At 67.5% G+C, this 21,546-nt stretch carries 22 protein-coding genes and 3 pseudogenes; 9 read left to right on the plus strand and 16 right to left on the minus strand.

Annotated features, from left to right (window positions below; translation table 11 throughout):
- Window positions 1-39: 39 nt before the first annotated feature.
- Window positions 40-726 (minus strand): DUF899 domain-containing protein, encoded by a 687-nt coding sequence (locus BLU62_RS19400; RefSeq protein WP_074851473.1) that lies wholly within the window; start codon window positions 724-726, stop codon window positions 40-42.
- Between the two features lie 61 nt (window positions 727-787).
- Complete coding sequence (locus tag BLU62_RS19405; RefSeq protein ID WP_074851475.1) at window positions 788-2,002, minus strand: winged helix DNA-binding domain-containing protein; 1,215 nt, start codon at window positions 2,000-2,002, stop codon at window positions 788-790.
- 628 nt (window positions 2,003-2,630) lie between these two features.
- On the opposite strand from BLU62_RS19405, the pseudogene BLU62_RS35115 reads away from it, so the two are divergent.
- From BLU62_RS35115 to BLU62_RS35125, 3 genes and pseudogenes are all read left to right on the plus strand, one after another.
- Window positions 2,631-4,421, plus strand: a pseudogene (locus BLU62_RS35115) (WD40 repeat domain-containing protein); the annotation flags it as partial.
- Window positions 4,422-4,600: 179 nt separating this feature from the next.
- Window positions 4,601-4,684 (plus strand): annotated as a pseudogene (locus tag BLU62_RS35120) (hypothetical protein); the annotation flags it as partial.
- 183 nt (window positions 4,685-4,867) lie between these two features.
- The gene (locus BLU62_RS35125; RefSeq protein WP_244278375.1) at window positions 4,868-6,202 is read left to right on the plus strand and encodes a WD40 repeat domain-containing protein; all 1,335 of its coding nucleotides are present in this window, start codon (window positions 4,868-4,870) and stop codon (window positions 6,200-6,202) included.
- A 3-nt stretch (window positions 6,203-6,205) separates the two neighbouring features.
- Here BLU62_RS35125 and BLU62_RS19415 read toward each other — a convergent pair.
- Window positions 6,206-7,830 (minus strand): annotated as a pseudogene (locus tag BLU62_RS19415) (carboxylesterase/lipase family protein).
- A gap of 73 nt (window positions 7,831-7,903) precedes the next feature.
- Between BLU62_RS19415 and BLU62_RS19420 the strand changes: the two are divergent.
- A complete protein-coding gene (locus BLU62_RS19420) occupies window positions 7,904-8,257 on the plus strand; it encodes a Fe-S protein (RefSeq protein ID WP_074851477.1) in 354 nt (117 codons plus the stop codon).
- 38 nt (window positions 8,258-8,295) lie between these two features.
- Here the strand turns inward: BLU62_RS19420 and BLU62_RS19425 are convergent, their stop codons facing one another.
- On the minus strand, window positions 8,296-8,826 hold the full coding sequence (locus tag BLU62_RS19425; protein WP_244278259.1) for a hypothetical protein: 531 nt from the start codon (window positions 8,824-8,826) through the stop codon (window positions 8,296-8,298).
- A 224-nt stretch (window positions 8,827-9,050) separates the two neighbouring features.
- Between BLU62_RS19425 and BLU62_RS19430 the strand changes: the two genes are divergently transcribed.
- Together BLU62_RS19430 and BLU62_RS19435 are read left to right on the plus strand one after the other, a co-directional pair.
- Complete coding sequence (locus BLU62_RS19430; protein WP_074851481.1) at window positions 9,051-9,248, plus strand: hypothetical protein; 198 nt, start codon at window positions 9,051-9,053, stop codon at window positions 9,246-9,248.
- A 157-nt stretch (window positions 9,249-9,405) separates the two neighbouring features.
- Window positions 9,406-10,215 (plus strand): tyrosine-type recombinase/integrase, encoded by an 810-nt coding sequence (locus BLU62_RS19435; RefSeq protein WP_074851483.1) that lies wholly within the window; start codon window positions 9,406-9,408, stop codon window positions 10,213-10,215.
- Here BLU62_RS19435 and BLU62_RS19440 read toward each other — a convergent pair.
- On the minus strand, window positions 10,212-10,643 hold the full coding sequence (locus BLU62_RS19440; protein WP_074851485.1) for a hypothetical protein: 432 nt from the start codon (window positions 10,641-10,643) through the stop codon (window positions 10,212-10,214). The genes BLU62_RS19435 and BLU62_RS19440 overlap by 4 nt on opposite strands.
- Before the next feature lie 32 nt (window positions 10,644-10,675).
- On the opposite strand from BLU62_RS19440, the gene BLU62_RS19445 reads away from it, so the two are divergent.
- The 3 genes from BLU62_RS19445 to BLU62_RS19455 all read left to right on the plus strand — a co-directional run bounded on the left by BLU62_RS19445 (window position 10,676) and on the right by BLU62_RS19455 (window position 13,165).
- Window positions 10,676-10,903, plus strand: coding sequence for a hypothetical protein (locus BLU62_RS19445; RefSeq protein ID WP_139180046.1), 228 nt, complete (start codon window positions 10,676-10,678; stop codon window positions 10,901-10,903).
- A 104-nt stretch (window positions 10,904-11,007) separates the two neighbouring features.
- Window positions 11,008-12,036 (plus strand): P63C domain-containing protein, encoded by a 1,029-nt coding sequence (locus BLU62_RS19450; protein WP_074851489.1) that lies wholly within the window; start codon window positions 11,008-11,010, stop codon window positions 12,034-12,036.
- A 178-nt stretch (window positions 12,037-12,214) separates the two neighbouring features.
- A complete protein-coding gene (locus tag BLU62_RS19455) occupies window positions 12,215-13,165 on the plus strand; it encodes an acyltransferase family protein (RefSeq protein ID WP_244278261.1) in 951 nt (316 codons plus the stop codon).
- A 1-nt stretch (window position 13,166) separates the two neighbouring features.
- On the opposite strand, the gene BLU62_RS19460 is transcribed toward BLU62_RS19455, so the two are convergent.
- From BLU62_RS19460 to BLU62_RS19510, 11 genes are all read right to left on the minus strand, one after another.
- Window positions 13,167-15,659 (minus strand): hypothetical protein, encoded by a 2,493-nt coding sequence (locus BLU62_RS19460; protein WP_074851493.1) that lies wholly within the window; start codon window positions 15,657-15,659, stop codon window positions 13,167-13,169.
- A complete protein-coding gene (locus BLU62_RS19465) occupies window positions 15,652-15,894 on the minus strand; it encodes a hypothetical protein (RefSeq protein ID WP_139180047.1) in 243 nt (80 codons plus the stop codon). Before BLU62_RS19465 ends, BLU62_RS19460 begins: the two co-directional genes overlap by 8 nt.
- Before the next feature lie 2 nt (window positions 15,895-15,896).
- Window positions 15,897-16,877, minus strand: a complete 981-nt coding sequence (locus tag BLU62_RS19470) for a hypothetical protein (protein ID WP_074851497.1) — start codon at window positions 16,875-16,877, stop codon at window positions 15,897-15,899.
- Window positions 16,877-17,944, minus strand: coding sequence for a hypothetical protein (locus tag BLU62_RS19475; RefSeq protein WP_074851499.1), 1,068 nt, complete (start codon window positions 17,942-17,944; stop codon window positions 16,877-16,879). Before BLU62_RS19475 ends, BLU62_RS19470 begins: the two co-directional genes overlap by 1 nt.
- The gene (locus BLU62_RS19480; RefSeq protein ID WP_074851501.1) at window positions 17,937-18,311 is read right to left on the minus strand and encodes a hypothetical protein; all 375 of its coding nucleotides are present in this window, start codon (window positions 18,309-18,311) and stop codon (window positions 17,937-17,939) included. The genes BLU62_RS19475 and BLU62_RS19480 overlap by 8 nt, the downstream gene beginning before the upstream one ends.
- Window positions 18,308-19,096 carry a cutinase family protein gene (locus tag BLU62_RS19485; RefSeq protein ID WP_074851503.1) on the minus strand — a complete coding sequence of 263 codons (789 nt, stop codon included), beginning with the start codon at window positions 19,094-19,096 and terminating at the stop codon, window positions 18,308-18,310. Before BLU62_RS19485 ends, BLU62_RS19480 begins: the two co-directional genes overlap by 4 nt.
- Window positions 19,093-19,467 carry a putative phage holin gene (locus BLU62_RS19490; RefSeq protein ID WP_074851505.1) on the minus strand — a complete coding sequence of 125 codons (375 nt, stop codon included), beginning with the start codon at window positions 19,465-19,467 and terminating at the stop codon, window positions 19,093-19,095. The genes BLU62_RS19485 and BLU62_RS19490 overlap by 4 nt, the downstream gene beginning before the upstream one ends.
- The gene (locus tag BLU62_RS19495; protein WP_074851507.1) at window positions 19,464-19,646 is read right to left on the minus strand and encodes a DUF7620 family protein; all 183 of its coding nucleotides are present in this window, start codon (window positions 19,644-19,646) and stop codon (window positions 19,464-19,466) included. Before BLU62_RS19495 ends, BLU62_RS19490 begins: the two co-directional genes overlap by 4 nt.
- Window positions 19,646-19,828, minus strand: coding sequence for a hypothetical protein (locus BLU62_RS19500; protein WP_139180049.1), 183 nt, complete (start codon window positions 19,826-19,828; stop codon window positions 19,646-19,648). Before BLU62_RS19500 ends, BLU62_RS19495 begins: the two co-directional genes overlap by 1 nt.
- Before the next feature lie 65 nt (window positions 19,829-19,893).
- Window positions 19,894-20,367 (minus strand): hypothetical protein, encoded by a 474-nt coding sequence (locus tag BLU62_RS19505; RefSeq protein WP_139180050.1) that lies wholly within the window; start codon window positions 20,365-20,367, stop codon window positions 19,894-19,896.
- A gap of 25 nt (window positions 20,368-20,392) precedes the next feature.
- Window positions 20,393-21,505 carry an N-acetylmuramoyl-L-alanine amidase gene (locus BLU62_RS19510; protein ID WP_074851515.1) on the minus strand — a complete coding sequence of 371 codons (1,113 nt, stop codon included), beginning with the start codon at window positions 21,503-21,505 and terminating at the stop codon, window positions 20,393-20,395.
- Window positions 21,506-21,546: the final 41 nt, after the last annotated feature.

Consider the following 21,546-nt stretch of genomic DNA (forward strand, 5'->3'; position numbering starts at 1 on the left):
ATTCCTGTGAACGCCGACCTGCGGTTCGATCGGCGAAGCTCACAGCGTGGCGTCGCCGTAGGCGGCGGCGATGGCGTCCGAGCCGCGCCACCGTGAGTACGTGGGGCTCTGAGGCCACCCGGCGGGCGAGTCCTGCCATTCCTCCTGACGCCCCCACGGCAGGACGTCGAGAAGCCCGAACGTGAAACCGAGTTGTTCGGTCCCGCGGCCGGTCGTGTGCCACGTGCGGTAGACCGTGTCGCCGTCGCGGAGGAATACGTTGATCGCGAACCCCTCGCCCGGAGCGGCGTCGACGTCCGCGGAGAAGCTCGTGCCCGCCGACGAGTACCAGTCCATCCGGTTGCCGACGCGATTCTTGTAGGCCAACGCCTCGTCGATCGGTCCGTGGGTGATGATCACGAACCGGGCGTCGTAGTCGGCGAGATAGTCGAGACGGCTGAACTGCGTCGTGTACCCGGTGCAGCCCGGGCACTGATATTTCTCGCTCTCGGTCCACATGTGGTTGTAGACGATCAGCTGGGAAAGCCCGTCGAAGATGTCGACGAGGCGGATCGGACCGTCGAGTCCGGTGAGGATGTAGTCAGGCATCTCGACCATCGGCAGCCGGCGACGCTGCGCGGCGATCGCGTCGAGTTCGCGGGTGGCCGCTTTCTCGCGGACGCGCAGTTCCGCCAGGGCCGCGGCCCAGGTGTCGTGGTCGGTCAGGGGTGGAAGCCGATCGCTCATGACGGTGCCTTTCGGTGATCGCGGGGGTCCCGCAGAGGCAGACCGCGCCGGAGCGTTCAACTCATCGTTGCCGCATGTACGGGGCGGCATACCCGATCTTCATGGAGGTGTCGCCGAGCCACGCCGCGAGTTCCTCGGCCCGCGCGTCGAGTTTCCTCCGGGCCGCGGCCGGCAGGGGTTCGAGCGGGTGGATCGCGATCGAGTTGTCATCCCGGCGATACCAGCCGCCCACGATCCGGCCGTCCCACCACGCGGTCTGGCCACCGTTGCCCACCGAGTCGAAGATCTGGGGCCGGTGGTCGCCGAGGTAGAAACCGCGCTCCTTGAAACCCATCGTGGTGGGGTCGAGTTCGGGCAGCAGCACCGCTTGTGGTTCGCAGTCCTCGTCGTCCCCGTTGCCGTGGTCGCCGGGAAGGTCGTCGGGCAACACGTGGCCGACGCCGCCCCCGTGCAGATCGCCACCGTCGAGATCGACCTCGACGGTGCCGAGGTCGGCGAGCGCGGCCCGCACCGCGGTCTTGGTGGAGCCCAGCCACCACACGAGGTCGGCCTCGGTGCCCGGACCGTACGTGCGCAGCCAGCGTTCGATGAGTGCCCGGTGTCCGTCGTGCACGCTCGGCGCGTCAGGGGTCTCGCCGAGCCACACCTTCATCGACGTCCACGCCGGGCGGGACAGGTGCCAGTCGAAACGGTTGGGCCCGCGGACGATGTCGCCGGACGCGTCGAGCATGTTGAGGACCCGCGGGCCGAAATGGCTCTTGCCCGCCCACGACTTGCCCTCGCCGAACGTGATCGATCCGTCGAGCGCGGGCAGCCGGCTGCGGAGTTCGGTCGACGTGAGTGACTCACCGCCGGCAAGCTCGGTGAGGACCGCCTCCCGCGCGGCCTCGATCCAGCCCTCCGGGTCGTCGACGTCGGGGCTGCGCCGGAGATCGCGGAGCATGTTGGTGCGCTCGGAGGCCGAGATGCGGGGGCCGAGCGCGCCGATCGCCTCGGCCAGGACGTCGCGCGGGAAGGCGAAGAGGGTCCGGCGCATCGCGAGATGTTTGACGAGGGTCCGGTCGTCGTACAGCGCGGTGTCGATGTCGGCACGGGTCAGGCCGTCGACGCGCGCCCACGCGGACAGGTACACCGTCGACGGCGTGGTGGCGTGGAGGCCGACCATCGTCTCGGCCGCTTCGACGGCGGACGACGCTCGCGACGCGGCGTCGAGATGCATGCGGCGCATCAGCCGGGACCGGCGCTGGGTGTCGGTAATCCGCGGGCGCACTGGCATGCCGTGATCTTAGAGAGGGGAAGCGGGTGCCGGAGACCGGCCGACCCCCATCGACCCGGTTCTCCGGCACCCGCCCGGTTGCGTGGGCCGGACGACACACAGCCCCCGACGGGCAGTGCCTGAGAACACCTCCGTGTGTCCTGCGACCAACGCATCCTTACGGTCCCGACCCCCGTCGGGAACGCCTCACAAGCAGACCTCACGATGCGACCGGAGTACAGCCCCGCTCCGCAATCGTCGGCGAACACCGAGGTCAGACAGGAAATGGACTATCCGGACCGGACACTGCCGGTTCCGGTTCCGGACGTGTTCAGGTCAGATGACCTGGTCGTTCTCCCGCGGACGTGTCCGTCGCCACCTTTGGGCCTCCGAGCCTGGCGCCGCGGTCACCACTGGCGCATGATGGACCGGTCGATCAATCGTGCGGTCAGAGCGTGGAGTCGGGTGAGTGGATTTTGGTGAAGCGCTCGCGCGCCTTTTCGTGCAGGCGGGTCGCCCTACCCTCCGAGCCGCGGCCACCCGTGCCAAGGTCTCCGCGCAGCGGATCAGCGACTGGCGCAACGGCCGACATCTCCCGCGCGACTTCGCGACCGTCGAACCCCTTCTCGTCTGGCTGACGTCGCGGGCGGTGGCCGCGGGCGTCGCCGACGTCCTGACGATCCCCCAGTGGCGCGAGCTGTGGGACCGCCACCTGAACCAGGAGGCGGTCGACACCCCCGCGCCGCCCGCCCAGCACGCCCGCCCCTACGCCGGGCTGGCCACCCTGACCGCCGCCGACAGCGAGCTCTACTTCGGGCGCGACGACCTGGTCGGAACTCTCGTCGACACGATCGTCGCGACCTGCTCCGGGCCGTCGCCGCTGTCCCCCTCCTCTCGGCTCGTCGTCGTCACGGGTGTCTCCGGCTCGGGTAAGTCGTCGCTGCTGCGCGCCGGCCTCGCCCGCGACCCGCGGATATCGGCGCCGCGCCTCGCGGAGGTCACCCCGGAAGGACTCGTCATCGCGCCGCCGGTCGACGGGGAGGCCGACGCGGTCATCGTCATCGACCAGTTCGAGAACGTCTTCTCCCTCGCCGACGCGCTGCGACAGTCCACGCTGCGCGAGGTCGAGGATCTCGCCGCCGACACCGTCGTGGTGGTCGGTGTGCGCGCGGACTTCTTCAGCCAGTGCGTGGAGTACCCGTTCCTCGCCGACGCCTGGCAGCACCGCTGCGTGATCGTCTCGGAGATGACGCGCACCCAACTGCGCGAGGTCATCACCGCCCCGGTCCGGCTGGCGGGCGGACGCATCGAGGCGGGCCTGGCCGACGTGATGATCACCGACCTGTACGAGGCGTCGACGGTCGGCGACCGCGCGGGCCGGCTGCCGCTGCTGGCCCACGTCCTGCAGGCGACCTGGGCCCGACGCTCCGGCAACCGCATGACGTTGTCGGGTTACCGGGCGACCGGTGGCATCGCCCGCGCCGTCGCCGACACCGCGGAAGCCGCCTGGGACGCCATCGCCCCCGAACACCGCGAACTCGCCCGCGCGGTGCTGTTGGCGCTGGTCCACGTCGGTCCGGCGGGGATCGCCCTGCGTGTTCCGCTGTCGTCCTCGACCATCAGGAGCCGCTTCCCGCCGGAGGTCTCGACCGTCATCGACGAGTTCGCGCAGGCCCGGCTCCTGACCGTGTCCGCCGAGTCGGTGTTGCTGGTGCACGACGTCGTGCTGACCGCATGGCCGCGTCTGGCCGCGTGGATCGCCGACGACTCAGACACCCACGTGTGGTGGCAGCAACTCGACGCCGACACCCAATCGTGGGTCGCCAACGGCCGGAGTCGGTCCTTCCTCTACACCGGTTCGCGGCTCGAGGACGCCAAGAGCCATCGCGAGTCGTTGCGGAGCAACTACGTCCACCTGCTGAGCAGTGACAACGACGACTTCCTCGACTCGTCGGTCGCGATGCAGCGTCGACGCCGGCTGCTACAGGTCGGCGCGGTCTCGGTGATCGTGGTCCTCGCGATCGCGGCGTCGATCACCGCCGTCATCGGCTTCCGGCAGGCCCACGACCTGCGGCAGCAGCGCAACGCCGCGGAACGGGCGGCCCTGCTGTCCCACATCGACAGCATGGAGCACTCCAACCCATCGCTGGCCGCGCGTCTCCTCCTCATCGCACATCAGCTCTACCCGGACGACCCGACGGTGGTCGGACAGCTGCGCGGAGCTGCCACGAGCCCGCTCGCGACGCAGATCACCGGCCATACCGGCCCGGTCTACGACCTCGCCTTCGACCGGTCGGGCCGCTACCTGGCCTCGGCCGGCGGCGACCGCACGGTCCGGGTCTGGGAACGCACCGACACCACACCCCGGTATCGCGAGGTGGCCGCGCTGCACGGGTTCGGCAACTACGTCACCTCCACGAGCTTCCATCCGACGCGGCCACTCCTGGCCACCAGCAGCGGCGACGGTTCGGTCCGGATCTGGGACCTCGGCGACGCCACCCGGCCCGCTCTGCGGGAGACGGCGTCGCTCGGCCACGGCACGGTCTACATGGCGCGCTTCTCCACCGACGGACGGACGCTCGCCGCGTCGTCCGACGACGGTCCATCACCGTGTTCGCGGTGTCGCCGACCGGGACACTGCGCGAGACCGCGGTACTCGACGGTCACGGCGCCGCTGCGCGGACACTGTCCTTCAGCCCGGACGGGCGTCTTCTGGCCAGCGGCGGGGACGACCGTCTCGTGCGCCTGTGGACGACCGGCGAGCAGCCGTCGCCGGTCGGCGAACCCATCGCCGGGTTCCCCAGCATCACGCACGCCGTCGCCTTCAGCCCGGACAGCCGCTCGCTGGCCGTCACCGGCGACAGCCCGAACGCCCAACTCTGGGACGTGACCGAGCCGCTGTCCCCCCGGCCGCTCAGCACGGCACTCCCGACCGCCACCGCCGGTTCCTGGTCGATCGCCTTCGACCCGACGGGTTCGCAGGTCGCCTCGGCACGCGCCGACGGCATGGTCCGGGTGTGGAACACGACGAACCGGAATTCGCCCACCGCCCAGTGGGCTCTGCAGACCGCGTCCGAGCAAGGCTCCGGCCGAACCTTCTCGGCCGCCTTCGACCCGACCGGCGACCACCTGGTGTCCGGGCGTTCCGACGGCACGATCGACGTCTGGTCGCTGCCCGACCGCTCGGTCCCCGACCGCGGCGGCACGATCAGCGGAGTGGCCACCGACCCAGCGCAGCGCATCCTCGCCACCGTCGGCTCGGACACCACCCTCAACGTGTGGACCCTCGGCGACGAGGAGATGACGCTGCGATCGCGCACACCCATCCAACGACGCGTCAACGACCATCCACGCGTCTCGGTGAACGAACGCGGAACCCTGGCGGCGACGGCCAACAACAACGGCGGCCTGGTCGAGCTGTGGGACATCGGCAACCCCGACGCCCCGCGGTCGGCGGCCCGGTTGCCCCTCACGACGCGCTACTCGTTCCCGGTCGGTTTCGCGCCCACCGGCGACGTCCTCGCGACCGGCGACACCGACACCACGATCGCCCTCTGGGACACCAGCGACCCGACGTCGCCCAGGCGGATCGGCGCTCCTCTGCGAGGTCCGGAGGATCTCATCCGCAGCGTCGCCTTCAGCCCCGACGGCACCCGCCTCGCGGCCACCTCGGACGACAAACGTGTCTACGTCTACGACCTGACCTCCCCGAACACCGAGCCGGTGACGGTGATCTCCGACGACGCACCCGTCACGCAGGCGGCCTTCGACGACGACGGCGAGGTCCTCGTCGTGGCGTCGCGCGACCTGTCCACCTGGCGACTGCCGGCCACGGACACCGCGGGCGATGCCGAACTGATCGACCGGCACGAGGACATGTTCGCCAACACGCTGTCCACCTCGCCCAACCGCGTGGCGGTGGGCACCTCCACCCATGAGCTGGTCAGTTTCGCGCTCGCCGACGACGGCACGCTGAGCGATCGGCAACCGGTGGGGACGCTGCTCAACTCGACCGACACCACCACGACCTGGCAGGTCCCGGTGAGTCTCCCCGCGGACGACGAGATCATCGCCGGCGGGGACACCACCGGAAACGTCTACGTGCACACACTGGCGGTTCCCGACGCCCGAGAATGGGTCTGCGAGAACACGACCCCGCTGACCGAGGCGCAGCGGGCCACCTACCTGCCGCACGCCTATCTCCAGGGTGACTGCGACTGAGACTCAGCGGAAGCCGAGCACCTCGTCGCCCCACGCCTCCCAGAGGTCGCCGTCGAGGTTCTGGACCACCCGGTCCTCGGCGTCGATCCGCAACACCGGCCGACGACCGGTGTCGTAGGTGGGCCAGGCGTCGCCGAGCGCGCCGGCGTCGGGCGCTCGACCATGCGCGAACGACGTCCAACGACGGATCAGCCTCTGCGACACGGCCTCCCCGTGCTTGCGTCCGCCGAGCAGGAACGTGATGTCGCGCGGTCCCGCCCCCAGATTGCCCCAGACATAGGGCACTTCGGTGGCGTGCGCGGCACCGAGGCCGAGGAGCCGGAACATCCGGGTGGTCCAGTCGTAGCGATACACGTAGACCGGGGCCCGCCGCGCGTGGGCGTCGGCGAGCCACAGCGTCGGCATGCGAAACGCGACGTCGCGGGCCACCCGAGCCCGGTGACCTTGGGCCGCAGTCCCGAGTAGGCCGAAAGCACTTGCGCGCGTTCGGGTAACACCACATCGGGATATTCCGCCTGCATGCCGGCGAACATCCGCTCGATCTCCTCCGTGGTGATCGGCATGAGCGGAGATTTCATGTACTTGAAGAGGTTCGCCTCGTCGCGGTTGGTGCCGATGATCAGCGGGACGGGCAGGGCCCGGCCATTCCGGTAGACGTCGAGGGGATGTTCGGGCAGCAGGTCGCCGTCGACGACCGGCGCGAAGGCGATCGTGCCGGGCGAGTCGGTCGGCACCTTCGCGAACAGCTCCGTGGTGAGCGTCGAACACCTTGTGGCGTCGATCGATTCGAGACTGCTCACGATGTCGGCCGAGTCGCCGGAGCCATCGATGCCGGCGGTTTCGAGCAGGAGTTGCGCGACACGCGCGGCCCGGTCGGCGCCGTACATCGACGTGACCGGCGAGCTCTGCGCGATCGCCCGGCCGAACAGACCCTCCGCCGCGGGCATCGTCAGCAGCGCGGTCACCAGTCCGGCGCCCGCCGACTCGCCGAACACGGTCACCTTGTCCGGCGCGCCCCCGAATGCCGCGATGTGGTCACGCACCCACTCGAGCGCCGTGAGCACGTCGCTGAGTCCCACGTTCGACTCGAAGCGGGGGTCGATCGACGACAGGTCGGCGAAACCGAGCACCCCGAGCCGGTAGTTCAGGGTGACGATGACGACGTCACCCTCGGAGGCGAGTGCCGCTCCGTCGTAGTACGGCTGACTGCCGGACCCCAGCACGTACGCCCCGCCGTGCAGCCAGACCATGACCGGCAGTGCGACGGCGTCGTGCGCATGTTCCGACGCCCCCGGCGGGGTCCACACGTTGAGGTAGAGGCAGTCCTCGTCCATCACGACGTCCGGGCCGAGCCGGACCGCGGGGTTGAGTTCCTGCGGGCACACCGCGCCGAAGGTATGGGCGTCGATGACGGACCCGGTGTCGCCGGCCGGCGGGAGCGGTTGCGCCCGACGCCATCTCAGGTCGCCCACCGGCGGTTCGGCGTATCGGATACCGCGCCAGACGTCGGCACGGTCGGTGGCCACCCCTCGGTACGTGCCGAGCGCGGTGTGCGCGAGCGGATCCGCGGCGGGGACCGTCGAGGTCGTCTCGGCAACGGCGGAGGTACCCGGTTCGTCATGCTGCATCCGTCCATCGTGCACCGAGAAGCCGTGTCCGGGTGGCAGGAACGTGTGGCCAAGGATGGGTAGAGTGCGATGCATGGAAGTACTACGCAACGTCGTAATCCTGCTACACATCGTCGGCTTCGCCGTGACCTTCGGAACGTGGGTCTCGCAGACCGTCACCCGCGAGTTCCGCTTCACCCGCGTCATGGACTACGGCGTGCTGCTGTCGTTCATCACCGGACTCGCGCTCGCCGCGCCGTGGCCGGCCGGCATCGACCTGAACTACCCGAAGATCGGCATCAAGCTGGTCATCCTCGTCGCCCTCGGCGCGATCCTCGGGATCGGCAGCGCGCGACAGAAGCGCACCGGCGAACCGGTGCCGCGTGCGCTGTTCTGGTCCGTCGGCGCGTTGTCGCTGCTCGCGGCCGGTCTCGCCGTCATCTGGTGACGGGCGCTCGCCGGGTCACCTGACTCGAACTCGCCGGGTCACCCGGCGAGTTCGAGCCGGTACACGCACATCGCCGGTTCCGGCCGCACCGTCACCAGGTCGTGGTTCGTCTTCTCTGCCGGACGACCGAACGTGCCGACCCAGGTGATGACCCGGAACGACACCACCAGGTCGCCGGCCGGGGTACGCCCGACGATCTGACCGATCGAGGACTCCTTGACCTCGGAACCCGCTTCCGAGTTCCGCAACTGGGCGACGAGGCCATCGGCGGAACCGGCATCGGGCGAGTCGTCGCACAACCGATCCAGCGCCGATTCGACGCGACTCGTGTCCGTGGGCGAATAGGTCAGCAGATCGACGACCATCAGTCGCGCGTACTCGACGACGGCCGCATCGTCGATCGGGGGCTCTTCCTCCGGCTCCTCCGAGCGCAGCGCGAACACCAGGACCTCGGCGGCCAGGAGTGCCACCGCCGCGGCGAGACCCACCAGCCACCACCGCGTGGGGCGGCGGTGCCGTGGAGACGGCCGACCATGGCGGAGGAGTTCGGCTCCGGGCCTGTCCGGCATGGGTCCGGATACGAGCGAAGCCCCGGTCCGCGTCGAGGACCAGCGACCTCCGGGTCCGCTGCGACCGTGCGTCATCTGGCTCCCCCCGCGGGCCCGAGGCCCTCGTGGAGCCCCCTGTCAGGATTGAACTGACGACCGCTCGCTTACAAGGTCGGCAGCCAACCAGGGGCGACGGTGAGCACGCTCCCCTTGCACAGGGTCGACACCGACAGGGCCGACGCGGCGTGAGCGGCCTGGTGTGGTCCGACGACGAGATCGGCCTGTCCGTCTGGGTCAACGGGTCGTCGGTCGAACTCACGATGGGCGACGGATGGTCGGGCAGGCTGACCGCCGAGCAGGCCGCGAGGATCGACGCCGGCGGCTTCGCGGACGCGATCAGGGTGGCGTGCGCTCGCGCCACAGAGGGCGTCGCTGTCCCCTGAAATGGGACGTTGCAGATTGGTACATCCGTGCCAGTGGTTTCCGATGGCGGATTGTGTTTCCGATCAGTGCAGATGATTGCGTTTTGGGCAACGTGCGTTGTTAGACCGTTATGTGACTTATGAGGCGAAAGTGGTTCCCGTGGCGAACGATATTGAAATGACATCCCACGTAATTGAGGACTGGATCACCCATCTCTACGCCGAGGGCAAATCGAACCGCACCGTGAAAGACCGCCGAATCGTTCTCCGCCGATTCGAACGCGATATCGAGACACCCATTCTCGCCGCCACCACCGGTCAAATCGCGGCATGGCTCGGACGTGACGACCTGGCCACCGTCACCCGATCCGTCTACCACTCGATCCTCACCGCGTTCTACAAGTGGGCCATCGCCGTCAAGCTCCGCGAGGACGACCCCGTCGCCCCCATCAAGGCGGCGAAGCGCCCGCGCCGGCAGCCGCGGCCCGTCACACCCGATCAGTACCGACGCCTCCTCGACGGCGCCGCCGACGACCCCGTCACCACCGCGATGCTGCTGCTCTCCGGGATGCAGGGACTTCGCGTGCACGAAGTCGCCCGCTTCCACTCCCGCCACCTCGACGTCGAGGCCCGCACGATCGAGGTCACCGGCAAAGGCGGCGCGTCGTACGTGCTGCCCGCCGCCCAGCCGGTGATCGACCACGCCCGGAAGATGCCGCAGACCGGATTTTGGTTCCCGTCACAGAGGGCGAAACACCTCGGTGGCCGTACCGTGTCCGAACGAATTCACCTGCACATGATTCGACATCGGGTCCCCGGTACGCCCCATTGTTTGCGCCACCACTTCGGCACCCAGCTCGTTTCGAACGGCGCCGACCTGCGTGTCGCCCAGGAGCTTCTTCGCCATTCCTCGTTGCAGACGACGGCGATTTACGTCGCCACTTCCGACGACAGGAAACGGGAAGCGATCGACCGGCTGGCGGCTTAATTCGGTCGCTGGCTGAGCCGATTGACGAGCTCGACGAATTTCATCGCGTCAGCCTCGCCGGTGTCCATGCCGGTGATGGTGTAGCCGTTGGGCCAAGTGATGTCGACGAGGATGTTCTGGGCCGTCTCTCCCATCACGCCGCCGACTGCGGCGCCTTTCCACCCCGCCACCGCGTGGCCGGCGGCCATCCGTCCGATGCTCTGGTGGCTCTCGATCGCGCCGTACCGCATGGTGGCGTGGCATCCAGCGAGGGCGAACCACTGGTCGGAGTTGCGGCCGAACCCGATGCTGACACCGTTGGAGATGAGCCCGCCGAACCCCATCTTCAATGTCATCTGCTCGCGCAACTTGAGCGAGCTCATCACCTCGCGCGAGGCTTTCGCCTCCGCCTTCTTGCGGTCCTTCTCGGCCCGTTTCGCGTCATCCATGGGACGAATCTACGGCCGGGGACAATGATGTGGTGACTGATCGCGAGGTGTTGCGTGCCGCGGCCGAGGCTGTGCGCGCCCTGATGCGCCGGCGCCAGGCTGCACAACAGCTCCGCTCCGACGGAGGGTGGGCGCCGCCGGACCCCGAGCTACTGGCGCTGGGCATTGAGTGCGACGAGGTGATTTACAACCAGCGGGCCGAGGCGACCGATCTCGCCGACCGGCTGGCGGCGGTGCTCGGGGATGCCTGGGAGCCCTGAGGGGACTCCGACCTGCATCGTTCGTAGGCGAGACGCGAACGCTCCAAATCGCCGAAGCGGCATGCATTCGCCGATCCTATGCTTGCTCGTGGTACCTTCTGCCTATGACTAGCAAGCAAAAACCAGCAAGCACCGGCGTCGAGCCGCCCCCTGCAGCCGCCGGAGGACGAGCCCGCGCGAAAGCACTCACCCCAGCAGAGCGATCAGCCATCGCAAAGAAGGCAGCGACCGACCGATGGTCCGTCGAAGCGCCTCCCGCCATCTGCGGGTCCGCCGACTCCCCACTCACTATCGGCGGCATCGAGATCGAGTGCTACGTCCTCAAAGACGGCACCCGTGTCATCACCCAGGCGTCGTTCATGCGTTCAATCGGTCGTAACCCACGTGGCAGTGGTCTCGCCGACGAGAACCTGCCGCCGTTCTTGCGCACACAGAGCATCCGCCCGTACATCACTGATGACATCGTCGCCGCTAGCCGACCCATCACATTCACTCTCCCTCGCGGTGGCCGAGCAAAGGGATTCCGGGCCGAACTACTCCCCGTCGTCTGCGAGCTGTACCTGAAAGCCCGGCACGACGGGATACTTCCAGCGAACCAAGAACACATCGCCGCACAGGCAGAGATCCTCGTCCGAGGTCTCGCACAGACCGGCATCATTGCTCTCGTTGACGAAGCGACCGGTTACCAAGAGATTCGCGCCCGAGACGCACTCGCCAAGATCCTTGAGTCCTTCGTCGAGAAGGAGCTGCAACCGTGGGTTCGCACCTTTCCGGACGATTTCTACAAGGAGATGTTCCGGCTCCGCGACCTCGAGTACCCGCCCAAGGACGGGCTCGGCGCGCGCCCCCAGTACTTTGGACTGTTCACCAACGACATCGTCTATAAGCGTCTGGCGCCTGGCGTCCTCGAAGAGCTCAAGCGCGTCCAGCGTAAGGGGAAGACGGGCAAGCCGAAGGACAAGCTGTTCCAGCACCTCACTCAGAACACCGGCTATCCGAAGTTGCGAGAGCACCTCGGATCAGTTGTCGCAATCATGAAGATGAGCCCCGACTGGGACACTTTCAAGCAGAACCTCGACCGCATCCATCCGAAGTATGACGAGACGATCCCGCTCGACTTCGACGCCAGGTAAGCGGCGTCCGTCCCCCCGCCCAACACTTCTGGTTATGGGCGGGGTCGTGATGTAGTCCGAACGAATGAACGAACCCGATCACCGCGCTCTCGATGTGCTACCCGACGGAATTCAAGGCAATATCCACTGAGTGAAATCACAGCGGTTTGAATGGATGGACACTCTGCGTGGAATTGCCATGCTGCTCGTTGTAGTCCTCCACGCCGGATTGGCGCTGAACTACTACGCGGATTCCTACCCCCGCGTGATTGAGATCTTTAATCTCGCATTTCAGCCATTTCGAATGCCGACGCTGATGTTTCTCAGCGGCATGCTGCTGAACAAGTCGCTGTCGAAGCCGGCGCCCACGTACTTCGAGGGCAAGGGCCGCAAGCTTCTGTGGCCCTACCTGGTGTGGACTGCAATCGCTCTCACCGCCCAGGGCGACATCAGTGCATACACACTCGGGCGCGCCGTCTACAACCCCGTCGAGACACACCTCTGGTATCTGTGGTTCCTGCTGATCTTCTACACCATCGCTTTCGTCATCAAGCCGATCCCGTTCTGGATTCCCGGACTCATTGCGCTCGCCGCGTCACAGTTCCTCACTGAGGATTTCCGGTTGGAGAAGATGGCGTTTCTGTTCGCGTTCTTCATGTTCGGCAAGGTGTATTCCGAGCACGCCGACAAGCTGTCCCGTTTCAATCGGCCACTGATTCTCGTCGCCGTGTTCGCGGTCGGCGCAATCGCTTCGGGCTTCAACATCGCCCACTGGAAGGTGCTGTATGAACCGGCCTACGTGGTCCCCGTGGTGTGCGGGCTGTTTCTCGCGATCTGCTTGGTGCCCCGCATCCCAGCGTCGAAGGCCCGCAGCGCCCTTCAGTACCTAGGCAGGAACTCGCTGATCCTCTACGTCGTGCATCTGATCGCGATCAAATCCGCCGGCACCGTCCTCGGCAACCATGGACTGACCAACCCGTGGGTCCTGTTCCCCGTCCTGCTCGCGATCGGCATCGGCACCAGCGTCGTGTTCATGCTTCTGCGCGACCAGTTCACCGCCGTCGGATGGCTGTTCGAGCTACCGAGTCGCAAGCGCCAGGCCCCGCCGCAGGTCCAGGAGGAGCGACGGAGGGAACCCGAGGACGCCTGAGTCAGCCCCGTCCGACGATGCTCCACACGCCGGACGTGGCGTTGCTCATCACCTCAACCCACTCGTACTGCGCGTCCAGGACGACTGAGGTGGCACCATCGATCGAACCGCCCGCAGCGATCGTGACCGCATTGGCCGAGGCGTCAATCTTCTTAAACAGGAAGCGATAGCCCGCGGTGCTCGTGTTCGGCAGGGTCAGGGTGAAGGCGCCCGCGGTCGCGTTGCACAGGTTGTGTGGTCCGTTGGTGACGGTCAGGGTGGCGGCGGCGGTACGGACACTGGTGCCCACCCGGAAGCCGCCGCTGAACGCGGCAGGGCCGCTGGTGCTAATCGGGTACGCACCGCCAGCGGTGCGGAGGCCGGCGTCAGAGAGCACCGTACCGAGGTCGGCAGTCGCCGAACCGATCGCGGCCTGCGCGGCGGTAGTGCGCCAGCCTGCCCCGTCCCACACCTTCGCCTGGCCCGCGCCGTAGCGCACACCGCTCACATCGGCATTGCCTGTGACATCGAGAGCGATAATGGCCCGGCTGCCGGTCAGTGTGCCAGGCCCGATCACGAGGACCGATCCCGGCTTGGAGGTTCCCCCACTATCGACGTCGGCCGCGTGGACAGCATACGAAGACGGGTTCGTTCCGAAGATCTCAACCAGGCCGCCGCTGAGGTCAATCGTGACATCGGTGGCCAGCGCTGACACCTCCACGCCCTTGGCTGAGGTACGGATCTTCGGGGCCGCGACGCGGGTGCCCGTGCTGCCCGACCGGGACAGGATCGCGTTCTGTTCGCCGTAGTAGGTGGGGCGGACGATATCGAAGTCATAGTCGGCGCCGTACTGCGGGTTGCCATGTGACCACCCCGAGTTGTCGCCGCCGACCACGGTGTCGTCGATGGAGTAGGTGTCTCGGGAGCCGTGGCCGTGGGTCTGGAAGCTGACGCCGGCGGGGCGGTACGCCTTGCAGCGGCGTGACCCGCAGCGGGCGGATGCCACATAGTTGGCGAGGTGTCGCGTGCCGTAGGAGACGTCGTCTTCGAATTCGCCGTCGACACAGTGCATCATGCGACCGATGTAGCCGTGTCCCGATCCGGTTTGGAAGGGGTCTCGCCCCTCGACGCGGCGAGCACGGGGCCGCAGGCAGGCGCGGAAGCTACAGATGTGGTTCTGCCATCCGCGCACCACGACGTTCTCCACCAGCGGGTCGATGCAGCCGTTGAAGTGGAAGATGTGCGCGCCGCCATCCTCGATCGAGCCTGTGTACAGCCCGCCGGGATTGGTATCAATGAGCAGGCCGATGTTCCGCACGACTGGGCGCACCGGGTTGAGGATCTTGCGCAGCTTCGGTGCGTCAGAGCCGTTGACGCGGTAGGTATGGGCGAGCGGGACCCGCAGTCGCACCAGGCCCGAAGATGGAGTGGTGGATCGGACAATGTTGACTTCGCCGTAGCCCGCCCACGACACGTTGGTGCCGGTATCCCACTTGGCGACCGGATACTTGTCAGACAGGATGACCAGGTCGTCGGTGGTGAAGCTGTTCGCGCCGGAGAATGGGTTGGTGACGACCTCAACCGCGCCGCGAGCGAAGGTGGTCGACGATAGCGCGACCTCGGGGCCGAACGTCGAGGTCCACGTGATGAACGGATTGGCGACCGCGAGATTGGCCGACGACATCGTCTTGGTGACGACGCTCGCACCGTTGAAGTCCAGCGTCAGCGACTTCCCCGTGATCGAGATCGGGTCCAGGCGGTAGGTCTTGGCGGCATCGAAGATCAGCGTCGATCCGTCAGGCACGGAGGCGATGAGCGCGTTGAGTGCGGCGGTGTCGTTCGTGCCGGTGCCGGTGTTGGCGTCACCGCCGGTCCAGTCGCCCACGAGACCGTGCTGCCCGACGTAGAAGGTCTTGCCCAGCTGAGGGGCATAAGTGGTGTCGAGTGCCGTTCGCGTCTCCGAGTCCGGATCGATGATTCGTGCCGCGACGCCCGCATCGGGAACGACACCCTCGGCGACGTCGTCGAGGATCTGCTGGGCGGCGTCGCGGGCGGCGACGGCCTCGTCGCGGTACGCCTTCACCTCGGTGGTGACGAGCGGCGACTGGGGGCCGATGTCGTCGAACAGATCGTTGAGGTGCAGCGTCGTCCCGACGGCGGGCGGGTCGAAGGTGACGGATTTCGACGGCAGGGTCTTCTTGCCCCACATGAGCGTCGGCTGCGCGACCCACCGGACGGGGTTCCCGCCGATCGTCGCGGCCAGCCGGACGCCTTCGTTGCCCTGCAGGTCGGTGAGCACACCCGCGGCGACGAGCCCGGGAACCTCGGCGAGGGTGACGCTCTCGGACGCCCCCGCCGCACCCGCGGTGACGAACCCGGTGTTCGACGGCTTCGGCGCGAACACCACCTTCCCCGTCGGGTGCACCGTGTCGGGGTTGGGGTCGCCGTCGACGATGCCGTCGTCGACGATGTGCGACCACAGCCCCGTCACGGTCATGTACGTGACATCAGCCATCGGTGGGTTCCTCCTCTTGGCGAGCGATTACGGAATTCAGTTGATCGGCCGCCGCAGCCCAGTTCTCGCCCCACTGGGCGAACCACGGTCCGTCCCAGGGCATGAGGTAAACCGAGTCGGTGGTCGGCGGGTCGAAGGTGTCGGTGACGAGGTAGGCGTCGGTGGCCGAGTCGTGCCACCAGTAGGTGCCCTCGCCGGCGGCGTGGAAGTCAGCGACGTTGCTGGGGTTGATCATGATCACGCCGCCTCACCGCGCGTCGAGGTGTCGACGGTGACGCCAGCCCAGGGGATGCAGTCGTTTCGGCGGTTCAGTGACGCGAGGGTCACCGTCGACGGGATGGAGCCCACGTTGTTGGGTGTGCGGAAGTACCAGGCGTCGAGCAGCTGGCCCGGGCGGGCCACATCGCCGGTCTGCGGACGACACGCATAGGTGCGGGCCTCCTGCGCGAGACCGGGTGCGATCTGCTGGTGGGCAACGAACAGGATCTGGCCGGGCGTGCAGATCTGGTCGATCGCGAGGTCGACGCCGACCTCGCGCAGCGAGTTGGTGTTCGCCACCCCATCCTTGATGTTGCCACTGTCCCACACCTTTTCGATGGACAGGGTCGCGGGGTTGTACACGCAGAGCGCCATGTAGTACGCCTCGATCGAGAAGACGTTCGCGTCGTTCCCGACCCGCCAGCGCAGCTTCTTCACCACGCCGCGGCGGTCCACGATGATCGGCGTGTAGTCGACCGGAGCGAGACTGTTCGACAGGCTCGTCGGTGTCGACGGCTTGTAGGTGGCCGGCGCCGGATTCAGCGACACCACCGTGCTGCCCGAGCTGCCCGCCACGTTGCCGGTGGTGGAGTTCGCCGCATAGCTGCCCGAGGTGTGGTTGTGCGTTGCCGCCACCCACCGCACCAGGTCGGCACGGCCACAGGTGACCATGTCGTCGATGTCGGCGACATACGCCGGAGTGACCGGCGACGAGGGTGCGACCTCCTCCAGATTGGCGATCGCCTCCTGCACCTTCTCGAGTTCGTAGCGGGTGCCCAACTCGCCGAAGATGGCGTTCGCCCTCTCCCGCAGCGACATCTGGTCCTCGGACTGCGGTGGCGGCATCGTGATCTTCGGAGCAGACCGCGTTGGGATCACCTGTGTCGCCGCGATCCGGTCATCAGGCGGTTCGGCGGCGGGCCAGTAATGGCGGTCCCGCCCCTCCGGTGGGGGTGTCATCAGACCGTGACCCGCATCAGCCGAATCCGCAGCTGCGCCTTCGTGTTGCGGATCTGCCACGAGTTGAGGTTGCCCGCGACCTTCACCGCCGACGCGAACAGTGTCACCGCGGTGTTCGCGGGGATCACGCCCTCGGTCGATGCCGGGGTGAGGTCGACGTCGGAGTGCGCGCGGAACGCGACCTCGCGGTAGCCCTCACCGTCCTGGCCCTTGCCGTACCCGACGAGCGGTCCCGACGTGGCGTTGTCGGTGCGCAGCTCCATGTCGATCTGGGTGCCCGACTTCGACGACACGTCGACGCCTCCGGCGAAGTCGAAGCGGTATGGCCACGGCTTCGCCGGGATCGCGACGGAGAACAGGGTGTGGCGGGTGTCGGTCGACAACTTCGTGACGTTCGGGAACCCGCCCGGGCCGACGACGTACTCCTCGGTGACGAACTGGCCCGGTTGCCACACCAGCTTGCCGTCGTCCTCGCGGAAGGTGAGGACGTCGCCGTCGGTGGGGTCGGAGTCGGCGGCGACGTCGACGGAGTTGATGACCGACCCCGACGGCCCAGTCGGACCGGGGTCGCCCTTCGGCATCTCAGGCAGGTCGATCCCCACCGCGTACGAGCCGGCCGACCCCGACACCCGCACACCGAAGTCTGGGCCCGCCACCGGATCCCCGTCGATCGTCAGCGTCCCCGGAGTGAGCGCGGGCGGCGGACCCACCGGACCGGGTGTGCCGTACACACCGTGGTAGACGACGAACGACGCCCCGGACCACACGTACTGGTCGTTGGTGTCGGTGTTGCGCCACGCCCAGTTGGTGTTGTCCTCGCCGAGCACCAGCGCGAGAGCGTTGAGCTCGTCGGTGGTGAGCTCGCCGCGGTGGATCGCTCCGGGCGGCCCGGGCGGACCTGGCGCACCCTCGTACGCGGGCAACCCCATCACTGCCCGTTCGGCGGCACCGTTCTGGCGGCGACGGACGTGCAGATACGTTTCGGTCATCGGCGGGGCGCCGGCGGGCTGCGGGATCGCGAAGATCTCGAGCTCTACACCGATGCGTTCGATCGGGTCGTCAGCCATTGTGCTGTCTCACTTTCTCTCGCAGCAGCTTCCACGCCTGGTCGGGGTTTTCGCCGAGGACGGAGATGCCGGTGACGCGGTGGGTCATGCGGGTCACCTCACCCGCGACGGTTTCGCTCTGAACGTCGCCGAGGTCGGGGGTCGCTTCCCAGTGCCCGAGCGGCACGAAGTCGCGGACCTCGCCCGACCACACGAGGTCGCGGGTGTAGTTGCACACCGCCTGGGCGACCAACTCCGACAGAGGGTCCGGGATGGGGGCGAATGCGTTGTTCGACAGCGGTGTGTTGCGCAGGAACTTCCCGAGCCGCAGCACGGTCGGATCGTCGAGCGCGTACGGCATCGGCCTGGTCTCGTCGTCGTCGCTCACGGCGCGACCTCCCTCTTCACACGGTCGGCGGCGTGCTCGAGCATCGACAGCCCGCCGAGGGGCCGCCGGTTGTAGATCGTGTGCGTCGACCGGACACCGACACCGAGGTAACCGCGGGCGTCTTTCGCGGCCCGGTCGTAGCGGCCCCAGTTCCGCGGGTCCCACCACGCACCCAGCTTGTCGTCGATCTCCGCGCGGACCGTCGGGTTCCCGAGCTTGGCCAGCACGTCCCGCACCCACACGGACCGGTCAGCGAGCTGCATCCGCGGTGTGAGGGTCGCGATGACGCGCAGCGGGGACCGCGGCGGGCAGCAGCAGATGACATCGCCCGGGTGGTTGACCGGAATGACGCGCGAGTCGACGTGCTGGCGGCCGCGTTCCGGCGCGGCGATCCCGTAGTCGGCCAGCCCATTCGAGCCGGGGTTCGACGGGTTCGCCACCACCACAGCGCGCTTTACCTGTGGGAACTCGGCCATGATGCCCGACACGGCGAGGTCGTCGACGATGTCGGCGCCGGCCGAGTATCCGGCGAGCACGACGACCGCGTCCGGGTGGTCCGCTGCGATGATCGCCAACTCGATCCGCACATTCGTGCGGCCAAAACGTTTCGTCGTCTCGTAGTCCGGGGCGTGCGGGTTGCGCTGGCCATTGACGAACCCGTACGCCGCCGGATAGTCGACCTCGACGTGCGTCCACCCGGCGCCGAGCCGATCCACGAACGGGGTCAGCATGTTCCGGCCCATCGGCTCACCGATACCGCGGACTGTCACCACATAGCGGTTCATCGTCTGTCCTTCGCTTGCTCGATGAGGAGCGTCCAGATCAAGTTCGCCACTGTCACCGCGAGCGCGAAGTACAGGACGAATCGAATCTCGTTGCGCCACAGATACGCCGAGCCCGTCCACGCCGAGATACCGACCTGACCGGCGAACAGGGTCAGCGCTACAGCCAGGTACAGCACGGCCCGCCCCGCATGGGTGCGTGACCACCGCGACCGGAATCCGTACAGGAGGCTGAACAGTCCGGACAGCACGGCGATCGTCACGATCAGCACGTTCGCGCCAACCCTCGCCTCAACACCAACCAGGTCGAGGACCGGCAGCAGCACTGCACCGGCCGTCAAGGTGCCGGCCGCGCTCTTCGCTGCCCGCTTCATGCATACCTCCGTCTCATCGCCTTCTCGATTCCCTCACCGAAGTGGTTGTGGTCGGTTTGGCGGCGGCCCTCTTTCGCCAGCCACTCCACCTCGGGACGCTGTGCCTGCAGCCGATCCAGCTCCGCGCGCGCCTCGCTGGAGCTCTCGGATTCCCGACGGCGCTGCCACGGCCAGCGCATCACTCGCTCCCTGCGATTTGCTGCTGTACCGATTCGGCGATCCGCACCGCGGGCCGGGCGGCATCCAGCAACAGCCGGTTCTGCGCGGTGGCTTCCTCGGCCACGGTGCGCCAGTGATCGCGGTCGCTATAGGCCTGATCCAGCTGCGCTTTCGGCACCAACCGACCGAGGAGCACCAGCATGACGACTACCGCGAGGAGTGCGCCGGATGACAAGTCCGCCCACGGCAAACCCCCGAGGGCTTCCATCAGTCGTCGGCGGAATCGGGCGCAGCGTGGCGGGGAGGCAGTCCGAGGTCCGCGCGCTGCACTCTCTCGTCCCGGAGTGTGTTGGTGATGAAGGGTTGTCGTTGATCGCGGTGGATTGTTGCGTTCACCGTGGGAGTCACCTGGGGGCGCGTCACCAGCAGGCCGAGCACCAGCGGTGCGGCGGCGAGAATCGCGCCCTGCTGCTGATCGGTGAGGTCGAATCCGAACGCGACCAACAGCGGCAGTCCGGTGCCGATGACACCGACGATCGCCGGAAGAACGGTCTCGCGGACGGTGATGACCACTATCAGCGACAGCACCGCGTTGACGAACGCCTGGATGATGCCCTGGGTCTCGGTGGATACGTTGATGCCGAACGCGACGACCAGCGCGACCGCGGACATGATCGCCGCCGTCCACGCCGCGGGCTCGCGACCGAACACCAGCGTGGGGGTATGAGTGGGTACAGACACGGTGAAACTCCTTCTGTGAGTGGGGTCAGCGACCCGGGGGGATGTACAGGTAGTCACCGCGATCGAGCTTCACGGTGCCGTTGCGATCGCACAGCAGAGCGCCGTGCTCGAAGTCCTGGCGGATGATGCCGTCCTGCTCGTATTCGTCGGAGATGGCGAAGCCGAGCGAGCCCTCGTGCCACTGCTCGCGGGCGTAGCGCTCGCCGATCTGGCCGTACAGGGCGTAGCCGTCGTGGCCGTAGCGGCGCTGGATAGCACCGTTCTTGAAGCCCTGGACGTCGCCGAGGAACAGGTCGGGGATAACGTTGCCGTCGGCGTTCTTCGCCGGAATCAGGGCGTGATACTTCAGCGGGACACCGAGTAGACCGTTCTCGAAGTCGAATCGCTCGTATACGTCGAGGATCGCGGTGGGGACCGGGACCGTGGAGTTGGTCGCGGCCAGCCAGTAGATGTTGCCGCGCTCGTAGCGCCGGACCTTGCCCGAGACGCTGCCGCGAAGCGGGAGTTCGCCCGACGTCGGGGCGCCGAGCCACGGGGAGAACGAGCGGACGTGGTCGATCTCGTTGCGAATCACGCGCGGCGGGATCGGTGCGCCGAGTTCGGCCATGACCGCGGCGATGTCGGAACGCCGCTTGGACATGTTCATGCCGCCCGGATCCCACTTGCCCTGTGCCGCGCCGGCCCACTCCTTGTGCCCAATCGTGTTGCACGCCAAGCTGCCGTGCTTCTTGGTCTTCGCGACCAGATGGATGATCGCGTTGATCCGCACACCGTTCCAGTACTGAATCGAGCCCCAGCCCTCGGTGCCGTTGTTGTCCATCTCCATGCCGGTGAGCTGGGCGTTGACGTCGCGAATGCCGTAACCGGAGCCGCTGCCACCGTGCCAGGCGATGCCGTAGCCACAGATCACGAGCTTTCCGTTGCGCGGCAGGAAGAACTGCGAGCACAGCCCGAGGCTCGGATGGTTGGCGATCGACCACGGCGAGGAGTTGCCGGACGCGCCGGTGTGGTGGTCCATGTTGCCCCAGAGCGGCGAGATCATGTCGCCGTGTCCTCGGGTGCGAGCGCCGTCGAGCAGCGTCGCCTTGATGACGGGGTCCTTCTGTAGCCGCTCGTAGACGGCGATCGGATCAGCCATGGTCAGTACCTCCGTACTGGGTGGTGGGTTGGCTTGCTGGA

The sequence above is a fragment of the Gordonia westfalica genome (assembly GCF_900105725.1).
Taxonomy (GTDB): domain Bacteria; phylum Actinomycetota; class Actinomycetes; order Mycobacteriales; family Mycobacteriaceae; genus Gordonia; species Gordonia westfalica.